14 protein-coding genes and 1 pseudogene are annotated in these 14,423 nt (G+C 60.7%); 4 read left to right on the plus strand and 11 right to left on the minus strand.

From position 1 onward, the window contains the following. Window positions 1-147: 147 nt before the first annotated feature. From gor to AC3WTO_RS06770, 5 genes and pseudogenes are all read right to left on the minus strand, one after another. Window positions 148-1,539, minus strand: coding sequence for a glutathione-disulfide reductase (gor, locus tag AC3WTO_RS06750; protein ID WP_492459876.1), 1,392 nt, complete (start codon window positions 1,537-1,539; stop codon window positions 148-150). Window positions 1,540-1,752: 213 nt separating this feature from the next. After that, window positions 1,753-2,352, minus strand: a complete 600-nt coding sequence (locus AC3WTO_RS06755; RefSeq protein WP_492459877.1) for a DUF2059 domain-containing protein — start codon at window positions 2,350-2,352, stop codon at window positions 1,753-1,755. A 19-nt stretch (window positions 2,353-2,371) separates the two neighbouring features. Further along, on the minus strand, window positions 2,372-3,070 hold the full coding sequence (rpiA, locus tag AC3WTO_RS06760; protein WP_492460056.1) for a ribose-5-phosphate isomerase RpiA: 699 nt from the start codon (window positions 3,068-3,070) through the stop codon (window positions 2,372-2,374). Between the two features lie 132 nt (window positions 3,071-3,202). Next, window positions 3,203-4,105: pseudogene (locus tag AC3WTO_RS06765) on the minus strand (alpha/beta hydrolase family protein); the annotation flags it as partial. 181 nt (window positions 4,106-4,286) lie between these two features. Continuing rightward, window positions 4,287-6,197, minus strand: coding sequence for an ABC transporter ATP-binding protein/permease (locus tag AC3WTO_RS06770; protein ID WP_492460057.1), 1,911 nt, complete (start codon window positions 6,195-6,197; stop codon window positions 4,287-4,289). Window positions 6,198-6,629: 432 nt separating this feature from the next. Between AC3WTO_RS06770 and AC3WTO_RS06775 the strand changes: the two genes are divergently transcribed. Beyond that, the gene (locus tag AC3WTO_RS06775; RefSeq protein ID WP_492459878.1) at window positions 6,630-8,003 is read left to right on the plus strand and encodes a class II 3-deoxy-7-phosphoheptulonate synthase; all 1,374 of its coding nucleotides are present in this window, start codon (window positions 6,630-6,632) and stop codon (window positions 8,001-8,003) included. Between the two features lie 53 nt (window positions 8,004-8,056). Here AC3WTO_RS06775 and AC3WTO_RS06780 read toward each other — a convergent pair whose 3' ends face one another. Beyond that, a complete protein-coding gene (locus AC3WTO_RS06780; RefSeq protein WP_492459879.1) occupies window positions 8,057-8,338 on the minus strand; it encodes a hypothetical protein in 282 nt (93 codons plus the stop codon). 113 nt (window positions 8,339-8,451) lie between these two features. Here AC3WTO_RS06780 and AC3WTO_RS06785 point away from each other — a divergent pair, with 113 nt between their 5' ends. Then, window positions 8,452-9,360 (plus strand): LysR substrate-binding domain-containing protein, encoded by a 909-nt coding sequence (locus AC3WTO_RS06785; RefSeq protein WP_492459880.1) that lies wholly within the window; start codon window positions 8,452-8,454, stop codon window positions 9,358-9,360. Here the strand turns inward: AC3WTO_RS06785 and AC3WTO_RS06790 are convergent. The 3 genes from AC3WTO_RS06790 to AC3WTO_RS06800 all read right to left on the minus strand — a co-directional run bounded on the left by AC3WTO_RS06790 (window position 9,334) and on the right by AC3WTO_RS06800 (window position 11,659). Then, window positions 9,334-10,107, minus strand: a complete 774-nt coding sequence (locus AC3WTO_RS06790) for an RES family NAD+ phosphorylase (RefSeq protein ID WP_492459881.1) — start codon at window positions 10,105-10,107, stop codon at window positions 9,334-9,336. The genes AC3WTO_RS06785 and AC3WTO_RS06790 overlap by 27 nt on opposite strands. Then, window positions 10,067-10,447: an antitoxin Xre/MbcA/ParS toxin-binding domain-containing protein gene (locus tag AC3WTO_RS06795; RefSeq protein ID WP_492459882.1), complete on the minus strand. Its 381-nt coding sequence runs from the start codon at window positions 10,445-10,447 to the stop codon at window positions 10,067-10,069. Before AC3WTO_RS06795 ends, AC3WTO_RS06790 begins: the two co-directional genes overlap by 41 nt. A 141-nt stretch (window positions 10,448-10,588) precedes the next feature. Then, window positions 10,589-11,659 (minus strand): GGDEF domain-containing protein, encoded by a 1,071-nt coding sequence (locus AC3WTO_RS06800; protein ID WP_492459883.1) that lies wholly within the window; start codon window positions 11,657-11,659, stop codon window positions 10,589-10,591. 364 nt (window positions 11,660-12,023) lie between these two features. Here AC3WTO_RS06800 and AC3WTO_RS06805 point away from each other — a divergent pair, with 364 nt between their 5' ends. Then, window positions 12,024-12,383, plus strand: a complete 360-nt coding sequence (locus tag AC3WTO_RS06805) for a diacylglycerol kinase (RefSeq protein ID WP_492459884.1) — start codon at window positions 12,024-12,026, stop codon at window positions 12,381-12,383. Here AC3WTO_RS06805 and AC3WTO_RS06810 read toward each other — a convergent pair. Together AC3WTO_RS06810 and AC3WTO_RS06815 are read right to left on the minus strand one after the other, a co-directional pair. Beyond that, a complete protein-coding gene (locus tag AC3WTO_RS06810; protein WP_492459885.1) occupies window positions 12,365-12,985 on the minus strand; it encodes a DedA family protein in 621 nt (206 codons plus the stop codon). The two genes, AC3WTO_RS06805 and AC3WTO_RS06810, sit on opposite strands and share 19 nt — an antisense overlap. After that, a complete protein-coding gene (locus AC3WTO_RS06815) occupies window positions 12,982-13,554 on the minus strand; it encodes a DUF1003 domain-containing protein (protein ID WP_492459886.1) in 573 nt (190 codons plus the stop codon). Before AC3WTO_RS06815 ends, AC3WTO_RS06810 begins: the two co-directional genes overlap by 4 nt. 98 nt (window positions 13,555-13,652) lie before the next feature. Here AC3WTO_RS06815 and AC3WTO_RS06820 point away from each other — a divergent pair, with 98 nt between their 5' ends. After that, window positions 13,653-14,366, plus strand: a complete 714-nt coding sequence (locus tag AC3WTO_RS06820; protein WP_492459887.1) for a DNA-3-methyladenine glycosylase I — start codon at window positions 13,653-13,655, stop codon at window positions 14,364-14,366. Window positions 14,367-14,423 lie beyond the last annotated feature (57 nt).

Genomic DNA, 14,423 nt, shown 5'->3' on the forward strand with positions numbered 1-14,423 from the left:
GCCATCGCCGTCAGGCGAGGCTTACGAGGCACGCTTGCCGTCCGGCTAACGAGGCCGGTATTTTGTCCTTAAACTATCCCGTGCAGCTCTGCAGTCAAGAGCGGGAAACTGCTTTTCCGTCGTGTCGTGCGAGGCTGCTGCGCGATGTTAGTCGATCCGTTCGCCGTTTTTGACGCGATAGGTCGGCTTGTACATGGTGACGAGCTCTTCCGCTGCGGTCGGGTGCACGGCCATGGTGCGGTCGAAAGCGTCCTTGGTCAGGCCAGCCTTGATTGGAATGCCCAGGAGCTGAGCCATCTCGCCGGCGTCGGGCCCCAGGATGTGCGCGCCAAGCACCTTGCGGCTTGCCGCATCGACCACGAGCTTCATCAGCATTTTCTCGTCACGTCCGGACAGCGTGTGGCGCATCGGCCGGAAGGAGGCACGATAGATCTCGAGTTCGCTGAAACGCCTGGCAGAATCATCTTCCGAAAGGCCGACAGTGCCGATCTCGGGCTGCGAGAACACGGCGGTGGCGATGGTGTCATGGTCCGGCGAGGTCGGGTTGTTCTTGAATGCGGTCTCGACGAAACACATCGCCTCATGGATGGCGACCGGTGTCAGCTGCACGCGGTTGGTGACGTCGCCGACCGCCCAGATGTTATCGACATTGGTGCGGGAATACTGGTCGACGACGACAGCGCCTGTCGGGGACATCTCGACGCCGGCCGCCTCCAGGCCAAGCTTTTCGGTGTTGGGCTGGCGGCCAATGGCAAGCATCATCTGATCGACCGTGAGCACGTCACCTCCACTCACCCTGACGTCGAGTCGGCCGTCGGGGCGGCGCTTCACCTCTTCCGATACTGTGCGGCAGCGGATGCGAATGCCTTTTTTCTCCATGGTTTCGTGCAGGGCGCGGCGCAGATCCATGTCGAAGCGGCTCAGAATTTCGGTACCGCGATAGATCAGGGTCGTTTCCACGCCGAGGCCGTGGAAGATGTTGGCGAACTCGACCGCGATATAGCCGCCACCCTCGATGACAATCGCTTTCGGCAGTTCGGCCAGGTGAAACGCCTCGTTGGATGTGATGCAGTGCTCATGGCCGGGAAGCGCCGGATGCGTGGCGGGCCGGCCACCTGTCGCAATCAGGATCTGATCGGCGGTAACAGTTCGATTTTCCGCCTCCAGCCTGATGGTGTGGCGGTCGATCAAGGTGGCCCGGCTTTGGAAAGTCTCGCCGCCGGCGCCTTGCACGCCCTTGGCGTAAAGTCCCTCGAGCCGTGCGATTTCGCGGTCCTTGTTGGCGATCAAGGTCTGCCAATCGAAGCTTGCCTGCGGTACGGTCCAGCCGTAGCCGGCGGCATCCTCGAAATGCTCGGGAAACTGTGAGGCATAGACGAACAGTTTCTTCGGCACGCAGCCGCGGATCACGCAGGTGCCGCCGAAACGATATTCCTCGGCGACGCCGACCTTCTTGCCGAGTGCCGCCGACACACGTGCCGCCCGTACGCCGCCCGAGCCGCCGCCGATAACGAAAAGGTCGTAGTCGTAAGCGCCCATGGCCAAATCCTGTCCTGGAGCATTTTGTAGCCAAGTGGAATCACTTGGCGTTACAAAAATGCGACAAAAATAGAAAGTTAGAGCGTTTCCGCGTTTCCGTGAAAGAACGGAAACGCTCTAGATACAATGAAGGTGAGAGGTAGGCGTCGTAACGTCAAAAGAAAAGCCCGGCAGTGACCGGGCTTTTGATCCAGTTGCGCCGGTGTGCTGCGATCAGTTGGCGCTGCCGTCCGCAGGTGCCGCACCCTCGGCGGGAGCTTCTCCTTCGGCCGGGGCGGCGCCGTCGGTCGGGGCAGGGGTTGGTGCCTTGGCGCCGGCGGCAGCCTGGAGGGCCTCGCCGACCTGCTGCGCGAGGTCACGGGCAACGCCGTTCTGCCAGATTTCCGCGGCCTTCACGAGCTCGCGGGTCACGATCGGACCGCTGTCGAGCAGCTTCTTGCCGGTCTCGGACTGGTAGAAGGTCGCGATGTTGGTGAGGTCCTGTTCGGAGAACACCTTGGCGTAAGCCGTTGCGGCTTCCTTCTCCAGATCGGAGCGGCGCGAAGCCAGCGCCAGCGCCTTGGCGTTGATCGTCTGGCTGATGAGCTCCTGCATGTCGGGGTTCTTCTGGATCAGCTGCGCTTCGAGCGCGGCGGCTGCCTGCGGCAGGATGTTGTCGAACGCGTCGGTCGCATGGATCGCGGAGACTGCCGCGCGGGCCGCCTTGAGGTGCGATTCGGAGATTTCCTGAGCGAAGGAAGGCGCGGCGAAAGCGACGACAGCAGCAGCAGCCAGCATCACGGAAAGACGACGGACGCGGTTATTCAACATCATGATTGGAAAACTCCCTTGTTTATCGGGGTGCGTGGACAGTTTCGATGCCATCGGCACCTGCAACAACCGCCGCGGACGCCAGCCCGATGAAAAGACCGTGCTCGACCACACCTGGAATGGCATGGAGGGCATTCGATAGCGCTCTTGTATTCGGAATGCGGCCAAAAGATGCATCGAGGATGAAATGACCGCCGTCTGTAACAAAAGGCTGGCCCGCCGTCATCCTCAATGTGATCGGGCCGGAAAGGCCGAGTTCGCGTGCGACCGCCGCAACCGCGATCTCGGTCGCGCGCAGGCCGAATCGATTGACCTCGATGGGCAGCGGAAAGCGTCCGAGGGTATCGACGAGCTTGGAACGATCGGCGATTACAATCATGCGCTGCGAAGCAGCAGCCACGATCTTTTCACGGAGCAAGGCACCGCCACCACCTTTGACCAGTGTGAGCTCCGGATCGATTTCATCCGCGCCGTCGACGGTAAGGTCGAGTTCGGGCGTCTCCTCGAGAGTGGTCAATGGCACACCGAGCTCCGCACACAGTGCAGCGGTGCGTTCCGAGGTCGGTACGCCAATGACTGAAAGGCCGGTGGCGACCTTTTCGGCGAGCAATCGCACGAATTCCTCGGCCGTCGAACCTGTGCCTATTCCGAGCCGCATGCCGTCCGTGACATGGGCAAGGGCTGCCCGCGCGGATTCGATCTTTAATTGCCTGGCATCCATGGTCGAAATTCGCTGCCCCCGCGCCGCCGTTGCCGGGCTCCTAGCATTTTTGTCCGCAGGGTCAAAGGGTGTAGGGAACTCTGTCGAGTTTCTAGGCGCCGTGAGGAGGCGCGCTGCCGGCGTGAACGGCGTGCCATTGAGCAACCAGGCCAGGAATGGCGGCCACAACGTTTCGGCGAAGCGCGAGCGGAAGAAGCCGAGATGGCCGACGGAACCGCCCGCGTCCCCGGGTGAAATCCAGCGTCTTTCGACGGGCGCATGATCATAGTGTTTGATCAGCGAGGTAACGGCGCGTTCCGTTCCCCACGGGTCGTCGGTCATGCGCAATGACAGGATCGGCGTTTGCACTTCGGAAAACCGTTTCGTCTCCTTGAGGCGGGGATCGTCGAAGAAATAGTCCGGCATCGCGCACCATCGTGCCCAGTCACGGAAAACGGTGGCGGGGATCGGTTCGCCGAGGCGCATCCATTTCGGCATGTTGCGGAACAGATAGGACAGCGGCACACCGAGCAGGAACATGCGCGGCCCTGCCCATCTGTCGTCGAGGCCGCGGTGATAGCCTGACATGACCGCAACCATGCCATAGCGCGAGAAGCGGCTCGAAATGCCGCTCAGGCCAAGCGCCTGACCACCATAGGATTGCCCGACGCCGACCAGGGCATGTCCCGGCGCAATCGCGTTGAGCGCCTTGGCCGCCGCTGGCATGTCGTGCAATGCCCAATCCGCCATGCCGATGCGCTTCGCCCAGCCCTTGGGAGGCGTTGAGTCTCCTGTGCCGCGGTAGTCATAGATGAGAACGCCGCGCGCGCCCGCTTTGATCGCGGCGCTGGCGAAGGTTGCGTAAAAGCCCCGCGGCACGGCTGTTGCCGAAGAGATCAGCACAAGTGGCAGCGGCCCGTCACCTTCGAACAATGTGCCGACGAGAGGAAAGCCATCGTCGGCATCGAAGCGGATGTCGCTTCGGCGCACGCTGGTCGTTCCGTCGTCCTTTTGCGACGTTTCGGCTCGGGTGGACTGCGCGAGGGAAGATGTCATCGATCCTGCCTCCCATGATCGAAGCCAAAGCCTACCATTGACGTGAACGTCAAAGTCAAGATGGAAAGGACGGCTTGCTGGGATGCTCCGGCATACGCAACAATCGATGGGATTGCGCTCGTTCGACCGGCGCCGGGGATAGGGCAAGCCGGTGGCTCTTATGGTTGAGGCCGTTCAGCCGCTATTTCTGCCGGAGCCGCATGCGTGTGATGCGTGACCAGCCGTCCTCCAGGCGTGGTGCCTTGGCCGAGGGGCGCGTGGGTGGGTTGGCCAGGATGGTGGTAATCTCGCGCGGCAATGTCGGCACCAGCGGCTTCTTGGTGGCGACGCCGTCGGCGATGCTGAGCACGCTGTTGTAGAATTCCTCGCCGCTTGCCGAGCGGGGCGGGATCGCCTCGTGCATGACGCTGATGACGATGATGTCAGGGCAATTGTCTTTTATCACCTGATGGAACGCCACTTTTCCCTCTGGGTCGAGCGCCGCTGTCGCCTCGTCGAGGAACAGCAGGCCGGGCTGCTGCAGGAGAATTCGCGCCGCGATCAATTTCTGCTTCTGGCCACCAGAGAGAACCTGGTCCCAGCTATGGTTGTCGCGTGTCGCTTCGGACAGATATTCGATGAATTCACCGAGGCCGGCCCGATGCAGGGCCGCAGCCGCCTTGGTATCGGAATGGTCGTCCGGGGAATCCGGCAGGCAGACCAGTTCCTTCAGCGATACCGGCGGCAGTTTTACTTCCTGCGCAGCGTAAAAGGTCTTTATCCCTTCCGGGAAGACGACGGTGCCGCGCCCATAGGGCCACAGGCCATTGATCGCCTTGATCAGCGAGGTCTTGCCGCTTCCGGATTCGCCCCTGAGGAAAGTCCATTCGCCGCGCCGGAAGCGAAGCCGCTCCGTCGTCACGAAAGGCGCGGCATCGACCCCTTTCTGCATCAACTCCAGATGCTGGATGGTCATGCCGAACACCGGGTTCTGATGGGCATAGCGGAAGTCCGAATGACCGGACTGGCGGTAGAAATCGGCCGGCTGCTGGACGTTTTCGATGGCATCGGCCAGTTCGATGACGCGGCGGCTGTTGGCTTTGAGCGCCGCGATCGCCGGCATGACATGGATGAACCACGAACACTGGCTGATCAGCGAATTGACCAGTTCGGCGCCGGTTATGTAGCCCTTGAGGTCGATCTTGTTGTGAATGAACGGGATCAGGCCGGGTCCGTAGGCAACGATGCGGGCACCGATGAAATTGTAGACCAGTTCAAACGAGGAATAGCCGGCGTTGACGCGGTTCAGGCGTCCCCATGTCTTGTCGATGTCTTGGTAGAGGCGGCCATGCATGGCTTTCTGCACTTCTTCGCCACGCGCCGCTGCGACATGGAAAGAGCGGCGCAGCAAGGTCGTCAGTTCACCGCGATAGCTGCCTTCGGCCTGCTGCATCCTGACAGACAGGCGTTCGAGCATGCCGCCGAGCTTCATGGCGATCCAGGTGTTGACGGGGACGTAGGCGGCAACCGCGGCCAATGCCAGCACGGCACTGCCATAGTCGCCGAGGAATTCCAGTCCCGCGACTTCGGTGGAGTCGGCGATGAGCTTCTGTCCGACAAAGAACAGTGAGGTGGCCACCGCCAGCACGCCCATGGCAAGCCCGATGGCGCCGCCGGTCATGTCCTTGATCGATTCCTGCACACGCTGGTCGATGTTGTCGGGCGCAGCGCCGTTGCCGCCATTCTGGGCATGAAAATGCGTGTGGTTGGCATCGAGCAGCGCGTCGTTGAAGCGGCCGTTGAGCCAGCCGCGCCATTTGCGGTGCAACGTTGCCGAAACCAGTGTCCGGGTACCGGTGATGCCGACATCCTTGATGATGACGAGCAGAACCAGCCAGCCGGCATTGCTGAGCAACGAGGTGAGGGGCGTCGTGTTGGCTGCGTCGTGGAAGAAGGCGATCGAGTTGACCAGTTCGCCGGAGGCGATCGCAAACCACACGCCTGTCTTGCTGGATAGAGCCGTCAGCAGTGCGATGATGGCAGCCAGTGCCCATGCTTCCCGCCACCGGTCCGAGAACCAGTACGCCCGCATTAGGCCCCAGAAACCGCGCATCGAAGAAACCGGCGTCCGGGTTGGCGGTGTTGCCGTATCGTGGCGCCGCCGTTTCAGCATTGAATGGCTCGGTCTATCGACCCGAATCACTTCCCGCCCAAACCTCTTCTAGTTTTGTTACATACAGTAACACCACTTGATCATTTTCCGTTAACATTCTCACTAAATGGTTAGCAGCGGTCTGTGATTGGCTTCACCTGCGTGGCTGATCCGCCACACTGACGTTGGGTTAAGGTCTTGTCGAGACAGCAGGTTTGGGGTGTCTCACGCAAACGGCGTAGGTCTCCCGACGGACACATAAGTCGTTCGCGTCCCTGCCAAATCCGGGCTAGAATAGGAAACCGGCTTCCTGTATGGAGCCGCATCTCCTTGTTGGGAGCGAAGGGCTTGGGCGATGGTGCCGGGCCACGGAAAGCGCGTTGGGTGCGACAAATGACAAAGTGGTCCCCGAATTCCTGGAGAGCGAAGCCAATCCAGCAGGTTCCTGCCTATCCGGATCTTGCTGCGCTGAAGGAGACCGAGGCCCGTCTTGCCACCTTTCCGCCGCTGGTCTTCGCCGGTGAAGCTCGAAAGCTGAAGAAGCAACTGGCGGCCGTCGCCAATGGCGAAGCTTTCCTGCTGCAGGGTGGAGATTGCGCCGAGAGCTTTGCCGAGCATGGCGCCGACAACATCCGCGACTTCTTCCGCGTGTTCCTGCAGATGGCGGTTGTGCTCACCTTCGCCGGCTCGCAGCCGGTGGTGAAGATCGGCCGTGTCGCCGGCCAATTCGCCAAGCCGCGTTCGTCCGACAATGAGACCAAGGGTGAAACCACCCTGCCGAGCTACCGTGGCGACATCATCAACGGCATCGAATTCGACGAAAAGTCGCGTGTGCCGGATCCTGCACGCCAGGAAATGGCCTATCGCCAATCGGCTGCGACCCTCAATCTTCTGCGCGCCTTTGCTCAGGGTGGCTATGCCAGCCTGGAGAACGTGCACCGCTGGATGCTGGGCTTCGTCGCCGACAGCCCGCAGGCCGAGAAATACGAGGCGCTCGCCAACCGCATCACCGAAACCATGGATTTCATGCGGGCGGTGGGCATTACTTCCGAAACCAATTTCGCGCTGCGTGAGACCGATTTCTACACCAGCCACGAAGCGCTACTGCTCGGCTACGAAGAGGCGCTGACCCGCGTCGACTCCACCTCAGGCGACTGGTACGCCACGTCGGGGCACATGATCTGGATCGGCGACCGTACCCGCCAGCCGGATCACGCGCATATTGAATATTGCCGCGGCATCAAGAATCCGCTTGGCCTGAAATGCGGTCCGTCGCTGACGCCGGACGGTCTCCTGGAACTGATCGACCTGCTGAATCCGGAAAACGAACCCGGCCGGCTCACGCTGATCGCGCGCTTCGGTGCCGACAAGGCTGCCGATCATCTGCCGAAACTGGTGCGTGCCGTGAAGAATGCCGGCCGCAGCGTCGTGTGGTCGTGCGACCCCATGCACGGCAACACCGTGACCGCCGCCGGCTACAAGACCCGTCCGTTCGAGCGCATTCTGAAAGAGGTGCAGACCTTCTTCGAGGTCCATCAGGCGGAAGGCACGCATGCGGGCGGCATCCACATCGAAATGACGGGCAAGAACGTCACCGAATGCACTGGTGGCGCGCGCGCAATCACGGCGGAGGATCTGCAGGACCGTTATCACACCCACTGCGATCCGCGTCTCAACGCCGACCAATCGATTGAACTGGCCTTCCTGGTCTCGGAACTCCTCAAGAAGAGCCACGTCCGCCAGCCTCATACGCAGGCGGCCGAATAAGGCCAGACTGTTTTGGAAGGAAAAAGGCGCCGGTTTCGGCGCCTTTTTTTCGATCAGCCCGCCAGTGTGTCGGTCTTGAGGCCAGGGCGCGGTTTCACCGGACCGGAACGGGTATTGCAGTCCTCGCCGACCGGCGTTCCACCGGTATCGGGGAAGAGGACGTCAAGGGCCGCAGGCTCACGCAGTCGCAGATAGGAATGCTCGTCGGTGCGCCACAGTCCGATGTCGCGCAGCTGGGCGTCATTCATTCCGTCGAACGAACCGGAGTTGTCGAAGCGGCGCACGCCAACGACACGAAGGCGAGAAAGGCCCAGCCCGGCGATAAGTCTTCTCAACAGCGCTTTCATCGTCGCCTCTGGATTCGGCAATTCGTGTGAAAGCAAGATGGTGGGTAACGGCCGGCCTGACAAAGCGAAATATCGCAATCTGCCATAAAGAATGCTTATGTATGCGCATGAAGCTGCCGCCTATTGCCGCCATTCGGGCCTTTGAGGCCGCCGCCAGATATCAGAGTTTCACGCGCGCTGCCGAAGAGCTCGGCATGACGCAGGCGGCGGTCAGCTATCAGATAAAGCTGCTGGAGGACCGTATCGGCGTCCCGCTGTTCGTGCGCGAACCGAGACAGGTCACGCTGACGGCGGCGGGCCGAAAGCTGTCGCCCAAGGTCACCGAGGCGCTGGATCTGCTCGGCTCGGCTTTCGTCGAGGTGGCAAGGAAGCCCGATCTTCACCTGATCATATCGACCTTGCCGACGGTTGCTTCCACCTGGCTGGTGCCTCGCCTGCCGTCTTTCCAGGCGGCCAACCCCGAGGTCCGGATCAAACTGCATACGTCGAACGACAGCATTGATTTTGCCAGGGAGGACATCGACGTCATGATCCGGGGCAGTGACAGCGTGTCGACCGAACATGAGGTCTTTTCACTGTTTCCGATGGAATATGCGCCGGTGTGCACGGCAGAATATCGCGAAAGACATGCCATCGAGCAGCCCGCCGATCTTTTGAAGGTTCGCAGGTTCGGAGCGCTCAGCTGGTGGGCGCATTGGCTCAGCGGTGCCGGCGTGGAAAACGGCAGCGACGACAGCCGCATGGATCTGGTGATCGGCGTTCAGAGCATCGATGTCGGACTGACCCTGCAGGGGCAGGGCGTCGCGATGGTGATGCCGATTTTCTTTGCTGACGAGCTGAGCAGCGGCCGGCTGATACGACCCTTCCGGCATGTCGGACGTGACGATCGCAGCTACAGCCTGGTCTATCCAAAGGCGCGCCGACAGTCGCGAAAGATCAGGCTTTTCCGCGAATGGGTCGTCGCCGAAGCGGAGGCGACGCGATCAGCCTTTGCCACGATCCCAGTCTAGTGCGGCAAGTCGCGGGTCGCCGGCAAAGGCGGTGCGATCGAAGCCGATCCGGCGTGGCGGGAATTCACACAAAGCCTGCACGCCGGATGCACTGAGGCGTACGCGCCAGGTCTGCCATTCCGTCGGCTGCGGGTTTTTGAAGATCGTACAGGTCAGCAAAGCAAGATTTCTGCCTTCCGGATCCCGCGCCGACTGATAGCGGATGGCTTTCATGTTTGCCTCGCGCGCATTGTCCGCAAGAAGCTGGCAGGCCGCATAGTCGGTTGGATGTGCCCAGATGGCTGCATCGCGATCCAGCGGCGGCCTGGTGAGGTCGAGTGTCGCGTCGGTTCGGAATGTGGCCGAAAAGGCTGTGTATTCGGCAGCATCCTGCGGCCAGGGCGTATCAGGGGATTCCGCAAAGAACAGCAGCCGATAGAACGACATCTCCGCCACCGCGGTCGCGATGCTTTCAGCCGCATAGTAGACGCCGAGCGTCCGTCCGGCGCGGCGGAACCGCGAGCCATAGGGGTAAACCGAGCCGTAGCGGAACGGTGTTGCCAGCAGATAGTGCAGATGCCGGCATTCGAGGGGGATATGCGGCTTGGTGTCCTCGACCAGCTCTTCCAGCAGCGTCTGCTCGTCCAGCGTGTCGACGAGCTTCAGCGTGGAGACATGATGCTGCGCCTCCACCATGCGCCAGCACTGTCCGTCGAGGCTGATTGCCTCAGACGAGAGCGCGGCGGGCGTCCAGGTAGCCGATGACATCGATAAGTCCGGTAACAGTCAGGATTTTCTCCAGCGGCTTGCCGCCCAGCGCCGTGTTGGCGTTGCGCAACCATGCCCGTGCCACCGTCTCGTCGCCGCCGGTGATGGCGTCGAGCGACCGGAACAGGCGTATGAACAGCACCGCCAACTCGAATGGCTTGGAGCCTTTGTCGAGCAGGAACTCGCTCTTGCGCATGCGCGAAACCGTGGCCTCCGAGACGCCGATAATCGTCGACAGGGCCCGTGCCGTCACGTCGAGCCGTTCGGCCGCCCGCAGCGTTGCCTTGGTGATGACTGCGCTTTCTTCAGCGCGAGGGGTTTCGGCGATCCTGATCGACATGATTCTTCCTTTCTGCTGCAAATATAGGGCAGAAAAGTTCACCTTGAAAGGTTTTTGGTAAAATATCGAACAAAACAAGAATATTGTGCTCAGCAACGCTTCTCGTCGATGCTGAACGCCACTCGAACGTTAGTTGGTGGTTTAGTCTTTTTTGTAGATCAGCCAGTTCTTGCTGGCACGGCCACCCATGACCGAATGGCGGGTGACACGATTGCGGCCGTCCACCTTTGAGCGGTAGAGGGCGCGGTCGGCCTTGGAATAAAGATCTTCCGGTCCGATTGCTTCGGAAGCCATGCAGATACCCATCGAAATCGTCACCGTGCCGTAGCTGGCGCCGCTTTGGCTGCTGACGAAGGGGGTCTGCTCGATCAGGACGCGGATGCGCTCGGCGATATCGAAAGTCGCTTCCTCGCTGGCGCCTTCGATGATGAGAGCGAATTCCTCGCCGCCCGTACGGGCAACGAACATGCCGCTGGAAACGCTGGTCTGGAAGATGTCGGCGATATCCTTGAGGATCTTGTCGCCCACGGGATGACCGTAGCGGTCATTGATTTCCTTGAAGCGGTCGATGTCGGCCAGGATCAGCGCGTTGAACAGAATACCCTTGTTGCTGTTGTAGATCCGCGCGATCTCCGCGTCGAAAGCGCGACGATTCCAAACCTGGGTCAACGGATCCGTATCGGCCAGGCGTTTGTATTCCTCCAGCTTTGACTTGACGCTTTCGAGCTCGGCGGTTTTGTCGCCCAAAGTGTTCGCGACTTGCTTGCCATGGTCGATGGTCGAGGCCGTTGCCGTCGAGACCGCGCCGACGATCTTTTCCAACAGCTCCTTGGAAATCACGCTGCGGTTGGCAAGCCCGTCGGAGGTTTCGTCGAGGATCTTGCCGTACTTTTCGATATGGCTGCGTTCGTTGCGCAGCAGCGAGGCGATGTCTTCAAGTTCGCGTGCCAGAACGTCGCGTACATGGTCGACGATGCCGTGCTTGTGGTTTTGGGCAAAGAATTTGCGCCCGATCCGGTCGAGATCGTCCTGCGTCGGTCGCTTGCTGAGATCGAGCACGGCAAGGCTGAGTTCCGAGTTTGTCCCGACCAGTGCTTCGTAGAAAATCTCGTAGTTGCGTGGCATCGCAATGACGCCGAGTTGCCGCATCGTGGCCACGACAGTGGTCGCGATATCAGAACTCCGCTCGGGCGTGACGGCTGCCGGCTGCATTTGGACCCAATTCCCCCACCAGAACCGACCCGAGAACAAATATCTCTAAGCTGCCGGTTGTAGAACTCACTTCGAAGTCGAATCCACACGAAAGGCGTCCGCCAACGACTTTCGCTTGCAAGACCTTAGATGCGCTAGCGCTAAAGTTTTCTTAACCTGCCGATTTTCCGGCGCGTTTTTCTACTTGAGGCTGTGCTTGTTGTGCAAGAGCAGGGCAAGATATTTTTGTCGGCTTTCATTCAAGGCATAGAAGAACCGGAATCGCCAATCTTGGTTGCGGATGACCGGAGGATATCGGATAAGCACGCCACTCCATCGAAGAGGCGCAATCGACTGGCCCATCGTCGGAAAGGGACATGACTTCATGAAGCGGCTGATCGACGCCTTCCACAATTCCGTTCGCGCATTCCGCCGGCTCGCACAGAGCGAAGCCGCATTCCAGCAGGAATTGATGCTGCTTGTGCTGGCCATTCCACTTGGCTGGTTCGTGGCGACGAGCTGGAGCGGCTATGCGCTGCTGATCGGCGCGGTTCTGCTGCTCATCATGGTCGAAGTCCTGAACACAGGTATCGAAGCAACCTGCGACGCGATCAGCCGCGAGTTCAACATCGATATCCAGCTCGCCAAGGATTGCGGGTCGCTGGCCGTGCTGATTTCCATTGTCCTTGCAGCGGGCGTCTGGCTGTTCGCTATTGTCGAGCGCCTCTACGGCGCGCCGATCTGATCTTCAGCGCCATCCCGGTTTTCACGGGCTTTTTCGCGATGGAACAGGCTTCGGGCTACTGCGGCCGCGACCGTCATGACGATGACGCCGATTGCAAAAGCGACCAGCAGGCGTTCGTGGTGGAGCAGGGCGCGGCCGACGACTTCTTCGGCACCGAGACCGAAGACATAGCCGAGGCCACAAAACAGCGTCGCCCAGACAGTCGCCGAAATGGCGTTCAGGGCCAGAAATCGCGCTGTCGCGATTCCAGAAAGGCCGGCAACGACCCCGCCCAGGATACGCATGCCGTAGACGTAGCGGTTCGACAACACGTAGATATTCGGGTGGTCGGTGACAAGCTGACGGGCGCGGCTGAAGCCGGGCTTTCGGCTGATGCGCTGCACAAGTCTGGTCTGGGCAAAACTTCGCCCGAGCGCGAAGAAGACGGCATCGCCGAGAAATGCGCCGGCAAAAACGGCGAACAGCGTCTGCCACGCCGGAAAGACGTGCTGGTGAACGAAGAAGCCGCCAAGCATGGCAACGGTTTCGCCCTCTGCCAGGCAGCCGAAGAAAACCGCCAGCAATCCATAGTGTTCGATGAACTGATGGAGTGTTTCCGTCATTTGCGCGACCGTGCCGTGCGCGGCATCAGCTTTTCCTCCAGCTGTTGCATCTGATCGGCAAGGTGTTTGATGTCGTCACGCATCGCCACGATCTGGCTGTGCCGCAACTCATCCAGCTTTTCATGCAAAGCCATGATTTCGATTTCGGCCTTGAGGTTGACTTCGTAGTCGTGTGCGGCTGCGGTGCGGTCGCGTTCGGCTTGCCGGTTCTGCGACATCATGATGACCGGCGCCTGGATCGCCGCCAGCATCGACAGCACCAGGTTGAGAAAGATGTAGGGGTAGGGATCGAACGCTCCGCTGACCAGAAGCACGCTGTTGAGCAGCGCCCAGGCGACCAGGAACACCATGAAGGAAATGATGAAACCCCACGAGCCACCGATCCTGGCCACGGCATCGGCAACGCGCGCGCCGGTCGTGGTGCTTTTTTGGTCACCATCCGTGGCATAAAAAGACACTGTTTTGCGGTCGATTGCGCTCTGCAGAACGCGACGTTCGCTATCGGTCAGTGCGTCGGCGTTGCGTGACAACCAGCGACTGGCCAGTTCCGCCATGGTCCTGCGTTGCATCTGCTCCTCCTTGCCGGCGCTTGCGTGTGACGGCGAACTATAGAAGATAACGCGAACATTTCGCTGCGGCCCGCGCCGCCACCCGGGGAGGGCGAGACATGCTCGATTTTCAGCAGATTCGCGCTCGCGCCGCAAAGCGCAAGGGCGGCGATGCAGTTCTCGTTTCGCTGCTGGGGGCCGCGCCCGACAATGCCGCGCTAGCCAAGGTGACGGACGATCGCGTGCTTTCGACCATGGCTGAACGTGTCTTTGCCGCCGGCTTCGTCTGGAGTGTGATCGAGCAGAAATGGCCGGGTTTCGAGGAAGCCTTTCTCGGCTTCGAGCCGAAACGACTGCTCTTCCAGCCCGACGATTTCTGGCACGATCTCGCTTCCGACAAGCGTATCGTGCGCAACCCGCAGAAAATCCGCTCCGTGCGAGAGAATGCCGCTTTCGTCGAACGCGTGTCGAAGGAGCATGGCTCTTTCGGCAGATTCCTGGCGGCCTGGCGGGCGGATGACCAGGTAGGAGTGACGGCCTATTTCGCCAAGCATGGCAGCCGACTTGGCGGCAACACCGGCCAATATCTGCTGCGCTGGCTGGATTGGGACACTTTCATCGTCTCGAGGGACATGGCGGCGGCACTGCGCGATGCTGGTCTGGATATCGCCGAAAGCCCGACTTCCAAACGGGACCTCGACAAGATCCAGGCCCAGGTCAACCTCTGGGCGACAGAAACCGGCCTGCCGCGCAAGCACATCTCGCGCATCCTGTCGATGTCGATCGGCGAGAACAACGCTCCTGAGACGATCCGCGAATACACCGGTGAATGACATTCGAAGCCCGCAGCATTGGCACGGGACGGCGTTATGCTCACATTGAGCATTGGC

Source organism: Mesorhizobium sp. EU05-FHT14A09 (genome assembly GCF_058790995.1).